Consider the following 19133-nt stretch of genomic DNA (forward strand, 5'->3'; position numbering starts at 1 on the left):
TTAACTGCGTGAAGGGAAAATACCATGCAAGGTAATGATCCAATTAACGACGAGGTAGGGCTGTCGATTTTCATGGGATAGGCCGTTTCCACTATTACCTACAGTTGTTGCTACACCAGCACTAAGCGATGCTTCATCAACGCTAACATTGAGCGTGGCTGCGTCGTTACTCATCACTACATCGGGGGTGGCACTACTGTACATTCGTGCCCTTCGACCGCCCAACTGCGACAATGAATTGCCCGCTGGTGAAGAGATATTAGCTGCTGAATCACTTCCCATTAAGGTTACTGTGCTATCAGCATTTAACGTTGTATTGTTAACGGACACCGTGGCTACTGTTGTTGCTGCATGCGTGTGCGAAGGAAGCTGGTTAGAAGATAATGTGACTTGTTCAAGGCCCCCTTTACTGCCAATGGAGTAGTTTGACAAACCAGGCCCATGCCCTTGGTGGATGGCAACTCTGCCTCGCATATCGGGCAAGCCAAAGGTGGTGCGTCCATCACCGCCATAAGTAGTGCCAATCAATGAATATAGTGCTTCGTTGTTTGAAACAGCTAATAACTGACCATGCGCAAAGGCTGTTGAGCGTGGAGCAAAGTTACCAGCAAATGGACACATACTGGCAATATAAGCCTCCTGGCCACAGTTTGCTTGTGCGGTTAACGGGATACTGGCTATTAGCAAGCTTGCTGTGGCAAGTGGCGTGATACATCTGAGTTTTTTCATAAAAAACGTCCTATTCTATCGCGCTTCCCAACTGCAAACTTTCAAGGAAGTCGTGTTTATAACTAATAAACTAAAATTTGAATGCTAAATATATGCTCTAACCTAATTTCGTTGAGCTTGTTCGTCTATTTGCGACGACATAAACGCATAAGACCAAGACTCAGAAATACGAGTGCAAGTGGCGCTGGCCCATTGACAGTGGTTGGTGGGGTGGTTAAGTTTTCAATACCAGACAATGTAATATCAAAGCTAATCAAGCTGTTGTGGGTACCCAGTGCGTTATCAAGGATAGATTGCAATCCGAAGATTCCGCCAAATCCATCAAAGCTACCGGCACTCACTGTCTGCATAAAAAAGAACTCACCCGAGGTACTAATGGCTGCCCCTCGTGTACCGGGTTCAGACTCTACGCCATCGGTAATTAGGAGGTCACTTAATACGGTGTCAGAAAATAAATCTCGTTCGAATAAGGTACTAAAAACATTATCTAAGACTAGGTAAGTATTCATGAAGTCACCGGTGGCTTCATCGCCTGCACTCGCGGTTAAGCTAAAGACAAGTGACCATGTAAGCGCAAAGTCATCAGTGGTTTGGTTATCTGCAACGAAGATGAACTGACCGTCAAGGTAGGACTCACCCAATGCACCTGCTACACCGTTAAAATTGCTCTCGAATTTAAAGCCAGAACTGGTGTGTGTGAGCCGATCTATTTCTAATGGGTCGTCACCAATGGTCGTTGAAGTATCCAATGGGCCAGAAATTGTCGTCGATGGGACAATAATACTATTTTCGATTCTATCTAAAGAGGCAATAATGTCTCCATCACCTTCAATTAAATCTGTTAGTAAAACGCCACTAATGTTCAAGCCAGTTGGGATAATGGCCGCGCTGGCTTGAAAGGTAAGTAATGAAGCGGCAATAAGAGCGTAAAGTGTGAAGCGTAACTTCATAGTGTTTTCCAAAAATCAAATAATTGATGGATTAATAGGCATTAATCGAGCCAATGATTTAAATGCATTCTAATTCAACTGCTTATAATTCAATCAGTGAAAAATGTTTATATAAAGTAAATTTTATGTAAATAAACCTGACATCGATATTGAGTTAGTCAAGTGAGTGGTTGTGTAGCCGAGTCCGTCTCATTATCAGTCAATATCACCATTTTCAGGAGTGCGAATATCGATAGGCTTGAAGTTAAAGCAGCGGTAGTGGAAGTGCCCGTAGTTGCACTTGGGAGTTGATACTAAGGGATAATAAAAACCTAACGTCTCTACAAGATTGGAGCGGCCTAATAACGTCAGTGTAGATAGTCATTGCAGTGTTCTAGAGTACAAAATCTTTAAAAAAGCATTAAGAGCAACTCTCAAATTTGCTTTTTACTATTTCGTACCCATATACAGCGCAACGGAATAATAGAAAGTTATCACTACCGCCCTTATGCATCGTTTTATGCCTGAACGTCACAATGACGCTCATTCACCTTCTCAGAAAAACTACGCGTCTTCAGTTTATGCGTGGGTCTTTTCTATTGTGGTGTCGGTGCTTGTATTCAGCGCGCCATTTTCAGCCTATTGTGCAAACGATACCGCATCGTTTAATGAGCAAACCCCGCAGGTATCCTTTTCCGACTTCGGGCTTTCTGTTGCTTCACGCTTTGGGTTTACTCAGCACCCTCAACCGCAAGATGCCGATTTAGATAATTCAGATGAACATGTATTTCTCTTTGGATATCAAAATCATTTAGCTTTCGTCGATTTCTCGAATACTATCTTTAGCACTCCCTTTGAATATATTGCCTTTTATTGGAAGGGCATATCGAATCGCGGCCCACCTTCTTCCCTGTAATACCTTACTGATATCACGCGCTGCAGTTGCAGTGCTTCTCAACTTTTAAAGGTTTATTGCAGGATTTTTATGACACGATTTTCATTTCGTGGCCTAGTGTATGCGCTGGTTATTTTACTAGGCCTACTTAGCGCCGCGCCCAATATATTGCCCGATTCACTTAAGCAGCATGTACCACAGTGGTACAGCCAACACACGCTTTCGCTTGGTTTAGATTTACAAGGGGGCTCTCACTTATTGCTGGAAGCTGATACTGACGCGTTGTTTGCTCGGCAATTAGATACCTACTCTTCTGCGCTTTTTAGTGACTTAAGAGAACAAAACATTCGCTATGTTAAACATACTTCCAAAAACGCGTTAGCAGTACAATTTACGCTTTCGAACCCCGATGACCTTTACAACGTTAAGCAACGGGCAAATGAAGTGTCGCTGCAATCAGATGGCAGTAGCGCGTTGCTTCTGACACAGCAAGGCACTGCTCCAAAAGGTATTAGCCAAAAAGGGAATATGATTATCCTTGAGCTTACTGAGGAATACCAAGCAGCAGTAGTAAAAGATGCGATTAATCGTAGCCTAGAGGTGGTACGCAAACGACTTGACGAAACCGGCCTCACAGAACCCAGTGTTACCCGCCAAGGTAGCGATGCTATTTTAGTGCAAATGCCCGGTATTTCAGACCCAGCCAGTGTGAAAGCCTTACTAGGTACTACAGCGCAAATGCGTTTTCACTGGCAAACTCAGGTGAAAAATAGTGAGAGCTTTACTCGGGCTGACATTAACGGCAGGCAGTACTTACTTGAAAAGCATGTTGCGCTAGAAGGTGAGCATATTACCGACGCGTCAGCGGCGTTTAGCCCTGAAACCAGTCAACCCGTGGTGACGTTTCGTTTAGATAACGATGGCGCTCGAAAATTCGCTATCATGACGAAAAACAATATTGGTCGCGTGTTAGCAGTAGTACTTGATGACACGGTCGTCACGGCGCCGGTTATCAATAGTGTTATTCCCGGTGGCAGAGGCGAGATTACCGGTAGCTTTACCATGAGCGAAGCGCAAGATGTGGCACTAATGCTGCGCACTGGTGCACTACCCGTTCCATTGCATATTATTGAAGAACGCACGGTAGGGCCAGATTTAGGCAGTGATGCTATTGAAACCGGCGTGAAAAGCGGCATTGCAGGGGCACTCGGGGTTTTAGTATTTATGTTAGCCATTTACGGCCGTTGGGGCGCAATTGCGAGTGTTGCGCTTTCGGTGAATATGGCGCTGGTATTTGGCGTGCTTACGTTGTTTGGTGCCACACTTACTCTGCCTGGTATTGCTGGGCTGATACTCACCATGGGCATGGCGGTAGATGCAAATATCCTCATTAACGAACGTATTCGTGAGGAAACGAAAAAAGGCAGGCCAGCAGGTAGTGCCCTGAAAATTGGTTTTGATAAGGCGTTCGGTACTATTGTTGATTCAAACTTCACAACGTTAATTGCCGTTAGCTTATTGTTTGTTTTTGGTAGTGGTCCAGTGAAAGGTTTTGCCGTCACTATTGCAATAGGCTTGATAACTTCACTGTTTACTTCGGTAGCGCTTACTAAGTTGCTTATGCAGCGGGCAACAAGGAAGCATCAAAGAGAGCCAATTAATTTATCTTCGCCATTGTTAACCATGGCGGATAAATTAGGGCCGTTTAACTTTATAAAATCTAAAAAGTTAGCTTTGAGTATTTCACTGATATTAACCTTGTGTTCCATGGCGCTCTTCTTTAAACCTGGCTTGCAGTACGGGGTGGATTTCACCGGCGGTACTATGATGGAAATTTCTGCGCCGCAACTATCTACTGAGCAATTGCGCACAGTGCTAAAACAACATCATTTTGAAGACATCGCAATTCAAGAATATGGCGCCGAAAATCAGTATTTATTGCGTGCGCCAGTATCAGCAAAATCGAACACTGTACCTATTACTGAAGCTAATGCCGGATCCAGTACCGTAGCCCCGCAAGGTAGCAACATCGAAGCGCTAAAACAGGTGATACAAGACGCCGATAGCACCGTGATATTTAATAAGGTTGATGTTGTGGGGCCGAAGGTGAGTGATGGCTTTGCCGACCTTTCCATTTTAGCTTTGCTTATTGCTGGAGGTGGAATGCTGGCCTATTTATGGTTTCAGTTTGAAGCACATTTTGCTACCGCAGCCTTACTTACCGTGCTACTTGATTTAACTAAAACCATTGGCTTTATTGCCTTAACCGGTATTGAATTTAATCTTACCGCAGTGGCCGCGCTACTGGCCTTAATAGGATATTCAATTAACGATAAAGTGGTAGTGTTAGACCGCGTAAGAGAGTTGCTGCGCTTTGGCCCAGAGCGTTCTCTAGCTGATATTATCAACGACGCGGTAAACAGCACGCTAAGCAGAACGGTATTTACTTCGTTAACCACACTGCTTGCTTTGCTACCGATGGCGCTAGTAGGAGGAGATGCAGTTAGCAGTTTTGCCGTACCCATGGTATTTGCAGTGGTTATTGGCACCTCGTCGACTTTGTTTATTACTTCATCGTTACTTCACATGCTGGGTAAACGTAGAGAGCAAAAAGGGAAGGCTCAACTTCGTCCTACTTCTGAGGAGGTAAAAGCGTCGCTGGCACATATACCTTAACCGCTAAAATCGAAATAGGCGAAGCGGTGAAATACCGCTTTGCTCATTTCATCTGTATACTATTATTACTAAGTTAAAGGGAGATAACGTGTGTTTGCTGTAGACCAAATCATTCTACTCAGTGCTTTGTTAGCGATATTTGGCGTATTGGTCAGCAAACTGTCCCCCCGTTTTGGCGTGCCAGTATTAGTGCTCTTTTTAGGTGTGGGCATGCTGGCTGGTGAAGATGGTATCGGTCGCATTTCTTTTGATAATGCCGATGCAGCCCATTCCATAGGGACCTTTGCGCTTATCCTCATTTTATTTGATGGGGGGCTTCAAACTTCAAAGAAGTCGATTAGGCGGGCGTGGAAGCCTGCTGCATTACTTGCCTCTATAGGCGTGGTAGGCACAGCGGCAATAACCGGTGTGGCAGCCATGTACATTCTCGATTTGCCCCTTTATTTAGGGTTATTACTTGGTGCCATTGTTGGGTCTACCGATGCTGCGGCAGTATTCTCTGTACTGCGCAATGCGGGCATTACTATTCCATCAAGACTAAAAGCAACCCTAGAGCTGGAAAGTGCGTCAAACGATCCTATGGCCATTTTTCTTACCATTGGTCTTATCACACTTATTCAAGATAGCAGCACAAAGGCGTCAGAATTAGCGTTATTGTTTGTCAGCCAAATGGGCGTGGGAGCCATTACAGGTGCAGTAGTAGGTGGCCTAGCGGTTGCGTTGTTTAGGCGCGTAACGCTTATGGCGATTGGTTTATATCCAGTGTTCGTTATGTTATTTGGGGTGTTGGCCTTTGGTTTAGCTTCAAACTTAAATGGCAGCGGATTTTTGGCGACTTTTATTACCGGCGTAATTGTGGGTAATAGCCGATTTTCCTATCAACGAAATACCTTTGTATTCATAGATGGCTTGGCTTGGCTAAGTCAAATAGCGATGTTTGTTATTTTAGGCTTGTTGGTTACCCCTTCTGAGCTTCTACATACCTGGAAAGAAGGCTTGTTGATTGCCGTAGTACTTATTTTTGTGGCCCGGCCGCTGGTGGCAATGCCATTGTTATTACTCAGTCGGTTTTCATTTAAAGCTTCAGTGCTTATTTCATGGGTAGGGCTTCGTGGTTCTGTGCCTATTATTCTGGCAATTTTTCCACTCATTTTTGAATTACCCAGCGCCGAACTTATTTTTAACGTGGTGTTCTTCATTGTTATGATTTCAGCCCTACTACAAGGGGCAAGTTTGCCATTTGCTGCGCGCAAACTGGGTTTAGTACTCGATAACCCTCGAGGTGAATCGAACACGCTAGAAATCGTTAAAGTGGCTAAAGACAAACGCGAGTTAATTGAAATTGTGCTTCACGCTATGTCCGCCTCAACAGGCAAAAGTATTTCAGAGTTGGGGTTACCCGAAGATACCGTTGTGGCGTTAGTCGCCCGTGGTGAAAGTACGCTTATTCCCAAAGGGAGCACAGTTTTACGGGCAGAAGATCAGGTTTTTGTTATAACAAAACTACTTGATAAAAACGTGGTAGAGACTTGCTTTTACGGCGATACCTAAAAGCTGCCAAGTGATTGTCGCTAAATAGGCTATCTTCATGTAGAATGCGCCGCGGAGTTGGCCAGGCAATCGCCGCTTTCGTAAGAAAGGGGAGGAAAGTCCGGGCTCCAAAGGGCAGGGTGCCAGATAACGTCTGGGCGGCGCGAGCCGACGACAAGTGCAGCAGAGAGAAGACCGCCTAAGCCAGCAATGGCCGGTAAGGCTGAAAGGGTGCGGTAAGAGCGCACCGCACACCTGGTAACAGGTTGTGGCAAGGTAAACTCCACCCGGAGCAAGACCAAATAGGATCCCTTAACGTGTGGCCCGCATGGGGATCGGGTAGGTTGCTTGAATCAGTGAGTAATTGCTGATCTAGAGGAATGGTTGCCCACGACAGAACCCGGCTTATCGGCCAACTCCACCTTTCTTTTGAGTAAGTGAAGCGTCTGCTTCACTTGCCATTTCATCAATCGCTCAATAATTTAAGTAAGTCATCCCAAGGCAGCGGGCGCGATAAATAATATCCCTGTGCCCAGTCACAGTCGTTTTCACGTAGATAATTCATCTGAGCTTCAGTTTCAACGCCTTCAGCAATAACGCGAAGATCGTAAAGCTTTGCCAAATTTTGAATAATCATCACCATCTTGTTGCGTGCTTCACGTTCTGAAAAAAGGTCATTAACAAAAGAACGATCAATTTTCAGACAATCAGCAGGGTAATGTATTAACTGACTAAAAGCAGTGTAGCCTGTACCAAAATCATCGAGCGCTAACGACACCCCTAGCTCATCCAGTGCTTTTAGCGTTTCTAAGCCGATTGCATCATCAGCCACAAATGCGGTTTCAGTGACTTCAAGCTCTACACTTTCAGGTGCAATGTTATGGCGCTCTAATAGGTTCTTAAGCTGTGCGGGAAATGGTTCATTGTGCAGCTCTACCCCCGAGATATTTATACAGATTTGTCCCTTAAAATAATGTTCTTGCTGCAAGATTACTAGCGCTTGCAGGGCATTGTCGATGACCCATAAATCGATTTCTTTGATAAAGCCAGTAGCTTCCGCAACCGGTATAAAGTGGTCTGGGCCAAACCCTTCTAGTTCAGGGCTTTGACAGCGAAGTAGTACTTCTACGGCTACAATAGTGTTATCTTTACAGTCAAATATAGGCATATAAACCAAAGAGAAATGCTCTTCACTTAACGCCTGTCGTAAGCCTCTTTCAATCTGTTGTCGTTGGTGCATCGTATCGGCAATTTTCTGGGTGAAAAACCTAAAGCAATTACGGCCGTTATCTTTGGCGTCATACATTGCCGCATCTGCATGATGAAGTAACATAGAGGACTCGGTGGCATCATCGGGATACACGGCAATGCCAATACTGGCATAAATTATATGTGTTACGTCATCGACTTCGAAACCACCATCGAAGATATTTAGTATACGTGTTGCGACGACACTGGCATCGAGCGGCTCTTTGATATTAGGAAGTAGCACAACAAACTCATCGCCAGCGAGTCTTGCCAAACTTTCTGCTTCCGGCTTCAACAGTTGATCGGTGGGACGTATTGCTTCCCAAAGCCGTTCACTGAACCCAAGCAATAGTCGGTCGCCTGCTTCATGGCCGTATTGGTCATTAACTTGCTTAAAGTTGTCTAGGTCAATATACAACAAGCCAATGCGTTGTTTATCTTTTCCTGCTCGGGTTAGCAGGCGTTCTAGGTTAGTTTTGAAGCTCCAGCGGTTAGGAAGGCCTGTCAGCGTATCGTAAAAGGCCATTTGCCGGATATCATCATCATGCAATTGCATAATCGTTCGGTAGGCTTGTTCCTCGGAACGTAAGGCAGCTAGACAGATCGCGTTTAGTGCTAGCATCGTTAAAATAAACCGAATTGCTTCTACGAGTGAGTAGCTATCAATAAAATTGAAACGGGTGTAAACAGCAGTAGAACACTGGCAATACTGAAAGCCCCAAACCAAAACACCGCAGGCCAGAAGCGATTGATAAATAGGTTAATGGCAACAATAGGATAAACCCATAAGATTCCAGTATTACTCTTGCCGCCTGTAATTATTAAGCTCATTGATAAGAAAAAAAGAATACCACTTAAAATGGTGGCTGCGCGCTCAATATTTCCGGTACGTTGTAAAAGGTAAAGGTTTAGTAGGCCGACCAGAGCGTTAACGATTAATATGGTGCCTAAGACATGAGCGCCGTCGACTACGCTAAAAATCCCTAACGCAAATAGGAAAAGCACCCCTAATATAGTTAAAACCTGACAGAGCCTATAGCGTCGACGGTATCGTACTGCCAACATTTCTTGTTGGCCTGTTGTAATTTCAGGGGTGTGAGTCATGTTTACCAAGAGTTCATTAAGTCATGATATTAAGCCATTGCTGCTTAACGGTATTTACTATTGAAAAGTTATTTTTTTGATGGGTGTAAATAGGATAGACGACAAATCTACCCTATTCAAAGTGCATAGTGTTTGAGGTAAACAAGAGTAATGAATCAGCTAAGCTGAAGTTTGGCTACGGCGCTTTTATCAGCCCAGTAATCTACTTTTTCTAATAGGTCTTGAACATCGAAGGGCTTACTCAAATAGTCGTTCATACCAGCGTTGAAACAGTCTTCTCTGTCACCTTTCATGGCATTCGCTGTTAGTGCAATGATGGGGGCGTTAACATATCGCTCGCCAGCTTCACCGCGACGAATACGGCGGGTTGCTTCAAAACCATCCATGTCAGGCATTTGGCAGTCCATCAATATCAAATCAAAAGTCACTTTCATTTTCTTTAAGGCTTCCAATGCTTCAATACCCGATTTCGCACTCAATGTTTTGTGAGCGCTTAAATGTTGTTTCACAATGACTTGATTGATGTCGTTATCTTCAACAATGAGAATTTTACGTTTGTGCGTTGCTGTGTTGTGGCTATGGGTTTTACTTCGCTGGGGAGTAACTAGGCTGTCATCACCTTCTTTTAGCATGATATTGAAAGTGAATGTACTCCCTTCACCTTTCTCGCTCTCTAAACGAATTTCACCATCCATAAGTTCACATAGCTGTTTACTAATAGAAAGCCCTAGCCCGGTGCCACCAAATTTGCGGGTTGTAGACAGGTCTTCTTGGGTAAACACATCAAAAATTCCTGCTTGTTTGTCTTTCGCGATACCTATCCCTGAATCTTTTACTGCGCAGGTTAAGCGAAGCTTGTCGTTGTTGGTGTGTTCTAAGGTGGTAGTTACGTCAATTTCACCTTTCTCAGTGAATTTAACCGCGTTGCCAATCAAGTTAGACAGAATCTGCCGGAAGCGAACAGAGTCTCCAATGACTACGTGAAAGCCTTGAAGGTTAAAATGAAAATGCAGACGTAGTCCTTTCTCTTGACATAAAATGGCATATTGCGACTGCAAGCTTTCAAGGGTTTCGAGTAAATCGAAGGGTTGATCATCAATTTGAAGCTGCCCTGCTTCAATTTTAGAGAAATCAAGAATGTCATTAACGATGTGCAGTAGGCCTTGAATACTAAAATTAGCAAGCGAGAGGTAATGCTTTTGCTCGTCGTTCAATGGTGAATTTGATAGCAACTGCAGTACCCCAGAAATACCGTGAATAGGCGTACGAATTTCATGGCTCATACTGGCAAGGAAGCCAGATTTCATATGCGCTGACTCTTCTGCCTTTTGCTTCGCATCTTGTAAATAGCGCTCCGCTTGGCGCTGCTGTGTAACATCCTGTTGAAAACCAATGTAGTGTGTAACTTCGCCATCGGATTTTACGGGTGTGAGTATGAGTTTGTTATAGAAAGAGACACCGTCTTTACGGTAATTGAGAATGGTGGTTTCAATTGGCTCGCGGTTAGCAATAGCGCTTCGTATTAGTGCGGTGGTATTGCTATCAGTACCTTCTCCTTGCATAAACCTGCAATTTCTACCAATAATATCTTCTTTATTGTAACCAGTCAGGCGGTTGAACGCATTGTTTACATAAATAATTGGTTGACCCGTACGCTTTATATCCGCAATAACAATAGAGACAGTGGCTTCATCCATAGCGTGATTAAGAATTTGCACATGGCTTTCTAGCGAACGCTGGTTGCTATAATCGACCCCTACGAATATTGCGCCTTTAATTTTATGGTTAGCATCTTCAAGTGGTGTGTTCGTCCACTTAATATGCTTTTCTAAACCATCTTCGATGGAGAAGTGTTTTAACTCTCCTGCCGATTTATTAATGAGCTTGTTGAGAATGTACTTAACCGTACCTTCACGCTCACCATATTGATCGTCACAAAAAGCATCGAATCGCTTATTACTTAACATTACGCGGTGGTTTTCATCTACGACTAAGAGCATGTCTCCCATCGAATCAATAACGTTAGAAAACTGTTCATTCGATAAGGACATCTCTGCAAGGTCAGAAATTAAGGTATCAAACGCACTGCGAATATTGGCTAATTCTCTAGCCTCTTCTACAATCACTGGCTCTTGTGAGTCGGTATCTTTAATACGATTAACAATGTCTTTATAAAGGGCTGATAAGGTATTCTCTGCAAGTAGTGCAGTGGTTCGAATCATGTGAAAATTAACTAAGACAATACCTACAATAATGGCCAGCATGAGCAGCGCCAACCAATACAAGCCTTTTAGAGCATTGCCGATAGGTTTAATGCTATACAGGATTAAGTTTTGATAGCGCGAGTCTTGTAACACATAGCCCATGGTATCGACATCACTAAACGGTGTGCCGGGAACGATAAATTCAGGATCACTGCTGAAAAGTACCAGCCCATTTTCTTCAGTAACAATTTGGTTAGTTAGCCTAGGGTAGGGGGCTAATAAGGCTTGAAGGCTTTCTACATACATGACCAATGCCCCTTCTGCCGCACCGCCAAGCAAAACCGGAACTGAAAAAAGCACCCCATTTTGGGTGATTGAAGAAAATGATAGCGACGCGCCTAGTGTTCTTTGTTGCCACGCAGTATCTAGTTTTTCAGAAATAGAATGACTCCAATTTTTCTGAATTACCATCTCACCGGAAAAGTCGTACAACGCAAACTCAACATTACGGGTTTGGGTTAACTTTAACGACCTAAAGAACATTGGGAGATAATTGTCTCTCTGCTCAAAGTCGACCAGGGAATTAATAATGATGTCATTAGACGCCAGGTCTGATAATTGTCGCGTCGTATCATTAACGATAAAAGAAAGGTCTTGTTTTAAGCCTTCAATAGACTGTTGTTGTACAGTTTCGATTTGCTGCTTGGCAAAAAAGAAGGCAAACGCAAAAAGCATTAACGCAACAATTAAAATCAACCCGAACAAACGGGGTAGCATACTGGTTAATAAGCGCTTTCTAAGCGGTGGTGGCTGAAATTGCATTACTGATTTTCCAGAACGACCAAGTTACCTTTTTTATCAAATGAAGCCATAAAATAGTCCTTAGCCATTAATGCGTCATGCTGTGTGGGTGTAAATGCTGGGTCATAAGTTTTGATTACACCTTCAAAACTACCTAAATCTTCCAGTGAATTTCTCAGCGCATCTACCGTGGTACTGCCTGCTTTGGTTACCGCTAACGCTAGCATATTGACAAGATCATAAGCGTGCGCAATACCTGTAACCGCGTGAATAGCTAAAGGATCGACTAGGCCATATTTGCTGTGATAAGCCTCTAACAACTGCTGGGCTTTTGCATGTTTTTGATAATCAAAGTGGAAGGTTTGTAGAACCGACAAATTAAGTAAGTCCGGCTCAACGTTTAAACGCTCTATAAAGTTCCCCGAAGCAATGCCCCAATGGGAAATAACAGGTAAAGCTGTGAGGTTTTGTGCTGCTAATTCGTTTACTACTACCGCACCTTCAGGTGCGTTGGCAACCAGAATGATGGCTTCTGCTTTGTCTGATTTGATAGCAGATATATCCTCTTCAAATTTTTTCTGCTGCCAGTTAATCCACCGAATAGTCGTTATGGTTATCCCCATGTCGGCAGCGGCTAAGGTGAGTGATGCCTCGTTAGAGCGACCCCACCCAGTACGCTCTAACACCAGTGCTACACGCTCAATACCACGAGAAGCAGCATGCTGAATAAGTACTTTCCCCGCCTCTGCGTCACGAACTGACACGCGAAATACATTGTTAGGAGCATATTGGTTGTCAATTACTTGTGTTCCTGCCGCCCAAGGAACGAGATATAGCAAGTTAAGTTGATGAATAGACTCAAGCTCGGCTAACGCAACAGGCGTATGTACGCCCCCTATTACGGCGATTAAATCGCTGTTGGTGGCGAACTGTTTAATATTGTGAATGCCGCGGGCAGGGTTGCCTCTATGATCTTTTAAAATGATATTAACTGGACGGCCTAGTAAGCCCCCCTTTTTATTAATTTCATCTACCGCAAGTTCAACGCCCCGTTTAATAGCTACACCACCGTCAACGGCGACAGCCGAAAAGTCTGCGTCTATACCAATATAAAGTGGTGAAGACGCCTCACTGCCGTTAGAGTGAAAGCTTAATGTCATTAACGTTAACAGCCAAAAAGTGAAACGTAAGCGCATAAAATCTTTAAGTTGAGGGTAAGGCTTGTAATTGTATAGCATTAATTGGTTAGTTTTACCTTCCAAACATTATTCTTTCGTCTATTTTTGTTTAATTATTAGTCATGCATAAACCGCACTTTTAGCAAGGTTTTGTTCGGTGAATAACAGCGTTAAGTTAGTTATATTACGGTAATTAATGAGCAGATTGACGGTCTTGTACTGGGGTGAATTGGTAGTAGCGTTTGAACTCTCTAGAGAACTGAGACAGGCTGTTGTAACCCACCGCGTCGGCAGCGTCTCCCACTCGATAACCTAATGCGATCAACTCTCTGGCTTTAGACAGTCTAAATTTCTTTATATATTGAACGGGTGAATCCAATACTACTTCCCGAAATGCGCGGTGAAAACCAGAAACACTCATATTCGCACGGGCGGCAAGTGAATCTACGTTTAACGCAGAGGCATACTCATCATGAATCGTCCGCAAAGCTTGTGCGATTCTCGCATAATGTCCGTTGTCGGTAAGGCCGCAAAGAACATGACCGGCAGGGCCATTAAGGATGTAATATACAATTTCTCGTACAAAACCTGCGCCCAATGCCTTTGCACTATTACCGTGGGCTAAAGCTTGAAGTAGTCTGCGTGTGGCATCGGCTATGTTTTTATCTAATGACTGCTGACTTACTGTGAAGGTAGGAGCGGGGCTATTTTTTGCCTTGGCGTCACGCCATTGGGAAAGCTCTACAAGTAACGAAGCGGGAATATCAATGACTAAACCCAATATGCAGTCGTCATCATCCAAGGTTGCTGCACACTGAGCAGGCAAGGGCACACCGAAAACAATGTAATCGCCTTTCTTGTATTCTATTTCACGATTATCAACATACAAGCGTTTAGTGCCTTGTAACATGATAATAATGCCTGACTGATAAAGTAGAGGCTGCTTGGGGCTTCCATGAGGGTCGCGAAAAACTCGTATGCCCTCTATATCCGTTTTGCTCACGCCACTAAGCGCTGATTTACCGAGGGTGCTTAAAAACTGCTTTAGAATTTGACTTAATAAAATCATATCAGGAGTGGAAACAGTATTGTTTGTAGAAATAGGCAAATTTTTTCCAGAAATAGACGGTTTGTTTACGCGTAATAGCACTATTATGCATTAACACAAGCATGTAATGACAGAGGAAAGACTATGAAATTTTCATTCAGCAACCCAACTCGCATTCAATTTGGCCAAGGGCAGATTGGCTCAATCAATACCCTGATCCCAAAAGACAGCCGCGTATTAGTGTTATTTGGCGGCGGTTCTATTAAAAAAAATGGCGTGTATGAGCAAGTAGAAAACGCGCTAGTAGGCTACAATTGGGAATCTTTCGGTGGCGTTGAACCCAACCCAACCATTGAAACGCTAGACAAAGCTGTTGCGCTAATTAAAGAGACCGGCGTTGACTATATTCTTGCAGTAGGCGGTGGTAGCGTTATCGATGGTGCCAAATATATTGCGGCAAGCGCCGTATATGAGGGGGAAGGCTGGGATATTCTAACGGGCAAGCACACCGTTGATAACGCGCTGCCTATCGGTGCCATTCTGACCTTGCCAGCAACAGGCTCTGAATCTAACGGCGGCTCTGTTATTAGTAAAAAAGCGACAAAGCAAAAATTGGCGTTTATGTCTCCATTGGTTTATCCGCAATTTGCTGTATTAGACCCTGATGTAATAAAAAGCCTTCCGCATCGCCAAGTAGTTAACGGCTTAGTCGATGCCTTTGTTCACGTTTGCGAGCAGTACTTAACCTTCCCGCAAAATGCACCGGTTCAAGATGGTTACGCCGAGACTTTGCTGAAAACCCTCATTCAACTTGGCGGAAAAATTAATAACAAAGATGATGCATGGCGCGCTAACCTAATGTGGTCTGCAAACCAGGCATTGAACGGTCTTATCGGTTCGGGTGTTGCGCAAGACTGGGCTACCCATATGATCGGCCACGAACTCACGGCACTTTATGGTGTAGATCACGCTCGTTCATTAGCGATTGTTCAGCCGTCACTACTACGGGTTCAACTTGACACTAAGTCAGTAAAGTTGTCGCAGATGGGCCAAAATGTATTTGGTTTAGACGAGAGCGATGATATTGCGCTTCGAACTATCGACGCTATCGAAGCGTTCTATCAGAGTCTTGAAGTCGCTACCCAGCTTACTGAGCATGAAGGCGACAAGCAAAGTGCCGTTAATGCTGTGGTCGAAAAGCTGAAAGGAAACAAAATGCTCTCACTCGGTGAAACGGGTGCCATTACCCCAGAAGTAAGTGAGCAAATTCTCAACTTGGCAGTGGCTGAGTAATAACCACCTAAAAGCGGGCTGTCGCTTTATTTATAGCTCGCGCTCTGATTGTACAATAATACAAATTGGCACGATTCTACTATTAACACGGTAGATGAAGTGTCGATTTGTTTTTTAATTATACAACAGAAGTATGATTTTCAATTCCGTTTGCGCTTTCTGAGTTAATTTATTAGGTTTAAAGAAGGTATGGCGCATTTTACGTCAGCGCAGATGGGAGTTAGCTTGCAGAGAAATTATCCCCCTTCCATTATTGATTTGGAAGCCAGTGGGTTTGGTGCCCGTAGTTATCCTATTGAAATAGGGATAGTGCGCTATGATGGTGCAAAATGGTGCAAACTCATTCGTCCCTTTGATAGTTGGGTTCATTGGGATAAAGAAGCAGAGTCTTTGCATGGTATCACCAGAGCCATGTTGAACACTTACGGCGTTTGTCCGGTCAAAGTGTGCCACGAGCTTAACGCCTTTTTAAGCAATACCATTGTGTACAGCGATGGTTGGGTGGTAGATAACCCTTGGCTTATTAAACTTTTTGCAGCAGCCTCGGTTCAAATGTCTTTTTCATGTCGTGCATTAGAGTATGTGTTAAGCGAACCTCAAATGGCACTTTGGCACGGCGTTAAATCAAATATTGAATCGCAAAGCGACGACCGTCGCCATCGAGCAAGTACCGATGCAAAAGTTATTCAAAGCACGTATGTGGAAACCCGTAATCAGGTGGAAGCAGCAAAACACAAAAATTAGAACCCGCATTAAGGGTTCTTCCAGACATTAGAAAAAGTATTGAACACCTAACGTAAGCGCATTATTTTCTTTATCTCCTACTTCTCGATGTTCAAATTCCAGCGCCATATTTAAACCACTCTCGTCACCAACTAGCCAACCCAATCGAGTAAAAGTGCCTAAGTCTTCGGGTATATAGCGCCATTCAGGATAGTACTGTAAAGGTGAGTGACTCGTATTAAACGAGGCATATATTTGTTGTTCGAAAAGTAGCGTTAACGCACGGTGAGCGCGAATTGATAGTTGACTATTTTTGCTGGCATTAAAATGACTATCGTAGCCAGGTATGGATTCGAGGCGCGTTTCATTGAAGCGACTTTTAATTTTCCACTTTGCTATCTTTTCGCTTTTAAACACGATAGGGCCGTAGTAGCTGTCCCAATCAGCGGCCTCACTATAAGCGGCACTCAAAGGGGCAAGCAATATTAAACAAACCACGCAAGTTGGGTATGTTTTCATGAAAAATTTCCTGGTCGAGTGAGACAGCGTTAACTTGTTCTAATGACTACCGATTATTATAAATATAAGTGGTAGCTTCATAGCCACGAGTGTATTTTGTTCGCCCTATGTGCCTAACTTTAAAATAAAAATTTGACACAAAACTGAAACAAAAAATGAGTGCTGAATAGTAAGTGTAGTCTTTTATCTAAAAGGTTAAAAATAAACTTGTTAGATATTTCTATTGTGAACTAACTTTTAAAGGGTAGTAGTAAGACTTACTTCAATTTAGTAGGCAAAGCAGTACTTTCAAATAGGGAACATGGCCGGAGGTGAGTGATGCAAACGGAATGGGAATTTGAACGAAAGTTTTTAGTAAGCTATGTGCCAGAAGGTTTGTTAGATACACGAAAACCTGTGGCAATAAGACAAGGTTATTTAGCCACCGAGCCGGATAAGCATATTCGAATTAGAGATGAAGGCGGTAACTACACCATGGCCGTTAAACAAGGTGTTGGCCTTAAACGCAGAGACACGCGAATTGCGTTGGATTCTGAGCAATTCGCTGATTTATGGCCTTTAACCCAAAATATGCGGGTGGAAAAGCAGCGATATCGTATCGACTTTTTTGGAGCTCAGCTGGTGATAGATATTTTCACCGGTAACTTAGCACCGTTGAAAGTAGTGGAAGTTGAATTTGACAGTGAAATGAGTAGTCGACAGTTTTTGCCGCCAGATTTTGCTGAAACGGAAGTGACCCACAAGAAAGAATTTCAAAATGTTGCGTTAGCGCGATTTGGCTTGCCTGATATGGTCATAGCGAGTGGGAGTACGAAAAGTGCTTCCATTCTCGCAGGTTCCATATAGCCAAAATATAAGCACGCTATCGCCAAGCTATAGCAAATTAATGACCTGAAATTAAAAAGGGTCGCTTTACAAAGCGACCCTTTTTCAGTTTTGAGCTAGATTAACGGCGCTGAGCAGACTAAACCGCTGAGCGGAGCGCTTCAGCTTTATCAGTCGCTTCCCACGGGAAGGCTTCACGGCCGAAGTGACCATAAGCAGCAGTAGGTAAGTAAATAGCGCGTTCTAAATCAAGCATTTTGATTAAGCCATAAGGGCGTAAATCGAAATGTTCGCGAACCAAGGCCACTAGAGTTTTCTCATCAACTACGCCGGTACCGAAAGTATCTATACTGATAGAGGTTGGCTCGGCAACACCAATGGCGTAAGACACTTGAATTTCACAACGCTTAGCTAGTCCAGCAGCAACAATGTTCTTAGCAACATAACGGCCTGCGTATGCCGCGCTTCTGTCTACTTTTGAAGGATCTTTACCTGAGAAAGCACCACCACCGTGACGGGCCATACCACCGTAGGTATCTACAATGATTTTACGACCAGTTAGACCACAATCACCGACAGGTCCGCCAATAACAAAGCGACCAGTAGGGTTAATGTGGAAACGGGTGTTGCTATCAATCCATTCGCTAGGAAGCACTGGTTTGATAATTTCTTCCATTACCGCTTCGCGTACTTGCGCAGTAGAAACTGAGTCACAATGTTGAGTAGAAAGTACTACGGCATCGATGCCTACAGGTTTGTCGTTTTCGTACTTAAAGGTAATTTGGCTTTTCGCATCAGGGCGCAAAAAGTCTAGCTTGCCAGATTTTCTCACTTCAGCTTGTTTCTGTACCAAGCGGTGAGAATAAGTAATAGGCGCTGGCATCAATACATCAGTTTCGTCACTGGCGTAACCAAACATCAAGCCTTGGTCGCCTGCACCTTGTTCTTCTAAGCTTTCGCGGTCAACGCCTTGGTTGATATCTGGCGACTGTTTACCAATAGCGTTTAATACGGCACAAGAATCAGCATCGAAACCCATATCAGAGTGAACGTAGCCTATGTCTCTTACCGTTTTACGTGTGATTTCTTCAATATCAACCCACGCTGAGGTAGTGACTTCACCACCTACCAATACCATTCCGGTTTTAACGTAAGTCTCACAGGCCACGCGGGCACGAGGATCTTGTTCTAGAATAGCATCTAGAACCGCATCTGAGATTTGGTCGGCGATTTTGTCCGGGTGTCCTTCAGACACTGACTCGGAGGTGAATAAATGCGTGGCCATACATGCTCCATAAGCGTTTATTGTTCAAAATAGGTGAGTATTGTACTAAAACAAGGTATAAATACCAGTCTTTACTTCTAGACGTCTAAAAGTCCTTTCGTTACGATTTGTTGACAGTCGCGGATCACTTTTATAGATAATTGAGT

15 protein-coding genes and 1 other RNA gene are annotated in these 19133 nt (G+C 43.8%); 7 read left to right on the top strand and 9 right to left on the bottom strand.

Annotation, left to right across the window (positions count from 1 at the left end; genetic code table 11):
- Both FLAVO9R_RS03745 and FLAVO9R_RS03750 read right to left on the bottom strand, forming a co-directional pair.
- Positions 1–729, bottom strand: coding sequence for a phage tail protein (locus FLAVO9R_RS03745; protein ID WP_232370572.1), 729 nt, complete (start codon positions 727–729; stop codon positions 1–3).
- 125 nt (positions 730–854) lie between these two features.
- The gene (locus tag FLAVO9R_RS03750) at positions 855–1679 is read right to left on the bottom strand and encodes a hypothetical protein (RefSeq protein ID WP_159528881.1); all 825 of its coding nucleotides are present in this window, start codon (positions 1677–1679) and stop codon (positions 855–857) included.
- Between the two features lie 499 nt (positions 1680–2178).
- On the opposite strand from FLAVO9R_RS03750, the gene FLAVO9R_RS03755 reads away from it, so the two are divergent.
- The 4 genes from FLAVO9R_RS03755 (at position 2179) to rnpB (ending at position 7183) form a co-directional block, all read left to right on the top strand.
- Positions 2179–2574, top strand: coding sequence for a hypothetical protein (locus FLAVO9R_RS03755; RefSeq protein WP_159528883.1), 396 nt, complete (start codon positions 2179–2181; stop codon positions 2572–2574).
- Between the two features lie 69 nt (positions 2575–2643).
- A complete protein-coding gene (gene secD / locus FLAVO9R_RS03760; protein WP_159528885.1) occupies positions 2644–5229 on the top strand; it encodes a protein translocase subunit SecD in 2586 nt (861 codons plus the stop codon).
- A 90-nt stretch (positions 5230–5319) separates the two neighbouring features.
- A complete protein-coding gene (locus tag FLAVO9R_RS03765; protein ID WP_159528887.1) occupies positions 5320–6780 on the top strand; it encodes a potassium/proton antiporter in 1461 nt (486 codons plus the stop codon).
- Positions 6781–6833: 53 nt separating this feature from the next.
- Positions 6834–7183: RNase P RNA component class A (rnpB, locus tag FLAVO9R_RS03770), an RNA gene on the top strand.
- 42 nt (positions 7184–7225) lie between these two features.
- On the opposite strand, the gene FLAVO9R_RS03775 is transcribed toward rnpB, so the two are convergent.
- The 5 genes from FLAVO9R_RS03775 to FLAVO9R_RS03790 form a co-directional block, all read right to left on the bottom strand.
- Positions 7226–8563: a putative bifunctional diguanylate cyclase/phosphodiesterase gene (locus FLAVO9R_RS03775; protein ID WP_232370573.1), complete on the bottom strand. Its 1338-nt coding sequence runs from the start codon at positions 8561–8563 to the stop codon at positions 7226–7228.
- Between the two features lie 89 nt (positions 8564–8652).
- Positions 8653–9111 carry a hypothetical protein gene (locus FLAVO9R_RS20420; protein WP_232370574.1) on the bottom strand — a complete coding sequence of 153 codons (459 nt, stop codon included), beginning with the start codon at positions 9109–9111 and terminating at the stop codon, positions 8653–8655.
- A 155-nt stretch (positions 9112–9266) separates the two neighbouring features.
- Positions 9267–12137 carry an ATP-binding protein gene (locus FLAVO9R_RS03780; RefSeq protein ID WP_159528889.1) on the bottom strand — a complete coding sequence of 957 codons (2871 nt, stop codon included), beginning with the start codon at positions 12135–12137 and terminating at the stop codon, positions 9267–9269.
- Positions 12137–13378, bottom strand: coding sequence for an ABC transporter substrate-binding protein (locus FLAVO9R_RS03785; protein WP_232370575.1), 1242 nt, complete (start codon positions 13376–13378; stop codon positions 12137–12139). Before FLAVO9R_RS03785 ends, FLAVO9R_RS03780 begins: the two co-directional genes overlap by 1 nt.
- A gap of 109 nt (positions 13379–13487) precedes the next feature.
- A complete protein-coding gene (locus FLAVO9R_RS03790) occupies positions 13488–14402 on the bottom strand; it encodes an AraC family transcriptional regulator (protein WP_159528891.1) in 915 nt (304 codons plus the stop codon).
- Between the two features lie 84 nt (positions 14403–14486).
- Between FLAVO9R_RS03790 and FLAVO9R_RS03795 the strand changes: the two genes are divergently transcribed.
- Positions 14487–15635 carry an iron-containing alcohol dehydrogenase gene (locus tag FLAVO9R_RS03795; protein WP_159528893.1) on the top strand — a complete coding sequence of 383 codons (1149 nt, stop codon included), beginning with the start codon at positions 14487–14489 and terminating at the stop codon, positions 15633–15635.
- A 189-nt stretch (positions 15636–15824) separates the two neighbouring features.
- Positions 15825–16379 (top strand): 3'-5' exonuclease, encoded by a 555-nt coding sequence (locus FLAVO9R_RS03800; protein ID WP_232370576.1) that lies wholly within the window; start codon positions 15825–15827, stop codon positions 16377–16379.
- Positions 16380–16406: 27 nt separating this feature from the next.
- Here FLAVO9R_RS03800 and FLAVO9R_RS03805 read toward each other — a convergent pair whose 3' ends face one another.
- A complete protein-coding gene (locus FLAVO9R_RS03805; RefSeq protein WP_159528895.1) occupies positions 16407–16877 on the bottom strand; it encodes a hypothetical protein in 471 nt (156 codons plus the stop codon).
- Between the two features lie 318 nt (positions 16878–17195).
- Between FLAVO9R_RS03805 and FLAVO9R_RS03810 the strand changes: the two genes are divergently transcribed.
- Entirely contained in the window at positions 17196–17723 is a 528-nt protein-coding gene (locus tag FLAVO9R_RS03810; protein ID WP_159528897.1) for a CYTH domain-containing protein, read from the top strand.
- A gap of 118 nt (positions 17724–17841) precedes the next feature.
- Here FLAVO9R_RS03810 and metK read toward each other — a convergent pair whose 3' ends face one another.
- On the bottom strand, positions 17842–18987 hold the full coding sequence (gene metK, locus FLAVO9R_RS03815; RefSeq protein WP_159528899.1) for a methionine adenosyltransferase: 1146 nt from the start codon (positions 18985–18987) through the stop codon (positions 17842–17844).
- Positions 18988–19133: the final 146 nt, after the last annotated feature.

The organism is Alteromonas sp. 38, assembly GCF_902506055.1.
Taxonomy (GTDB): domain Bacteria; phylum Pseudomonadota; class Gammaproteobacteria; order Enterobacterales; family Alteromonadaceae; genus Alteromonas; species Alteromonas lipotrueae.

What these genes read in the sequence shown, in the direction of transcription:
- FLAVO9R_RS03810 (WP_159528897.1), top strand. Translation starts at nt 17,196, where the DNA reads ATGCAAACGGAATGGGAATTTGAACGAAAGTTTTTAGTAAGCTATGTG.
- secD (WP_159528885.1), top strand. Translation starts at nt 2,644, where the DNA reads ATGACACGATTTTCATTTCGTGGCCTAGTGTATGCGCTGGTTATTTTA.
- FLAVO9R_RS20420 (WP_232370574.1), bottom strand. Translation starts at nt 9,111, where the DNA reads ATGACTCACACCCCTGAAATTACAACAGGCCAACAAGAAATGTTGGCA.
- FLAVO9R_RS03795 (WP_159528893.1), top strand. Translation starts at nt 14,487, where the DNA reads ATGAAATTTTCATTCAGCAACCCAACTCGCATTCAATTTGGCCAAGGG.
- metK (WP_159528899.1), bottom strand. Translation starts at nt 18,987, where the DNA reads ATGGCCACGCATTTATTCACCTCCGAGTCAGTGTCTGAAGGACACCCG.
- FLAVO9R_RS03745 (WP_232370572.1), bottom strand. Translation starts at nt 729, where the DNA reads ATGAAAAAACTCAGATGTATCACGCCACTTGCCACAGCAAGCTTGCTA.
- FLAVO9R_RS03805 (WP_159528895.1), bottom strand. Translation starts at nt 16,877, where the DNA reads ATGAAAACATACCCAACTTGCGTGGTTTGTTTAATATTGCTTGCCCCT.
- FLAVO9R_RS03750 (WP_159528881.1), bottom strand. Translation starts at nt 1,679, where the DNA reads ATGAAGTTACGCTTCACACTTTACGCTCTTATTGCCGCTTCATTACTT.
- FLAVO9R_RS03755 (WP_159528883.1), top strand. Translation starts at nt 2,179, where the DNA reads ATGCCTGAACGTCACAATGACGCTCATTCACCTTCTCAGAAAAACTAC.
- FLAVO9R_RS03775 (WP_232370573.1), bottom strand. Translation starts at nt 8,563, where the DNA reads ATGCAATTGCATGATGATGATATCCGGCAAATGGCCTTTTACGATACG.
- FLAVO9R_RS03780 (WP_159528889.1), bottom strand. Translation starts at nt 12,137, where the DNA reads ATGCAATTTCAGCCACCACCGCTTAGAAAGCGCTTATTAACCAGTATG.
- FLAVO9R_RS03800 (WP_232370576.1), top strand. Translation starts at nt 15,825, where the DNA reads ATGGCGCATTTTACGTCAGCGCAGATGGGAGTTAGCTTGCAGAGAAAT.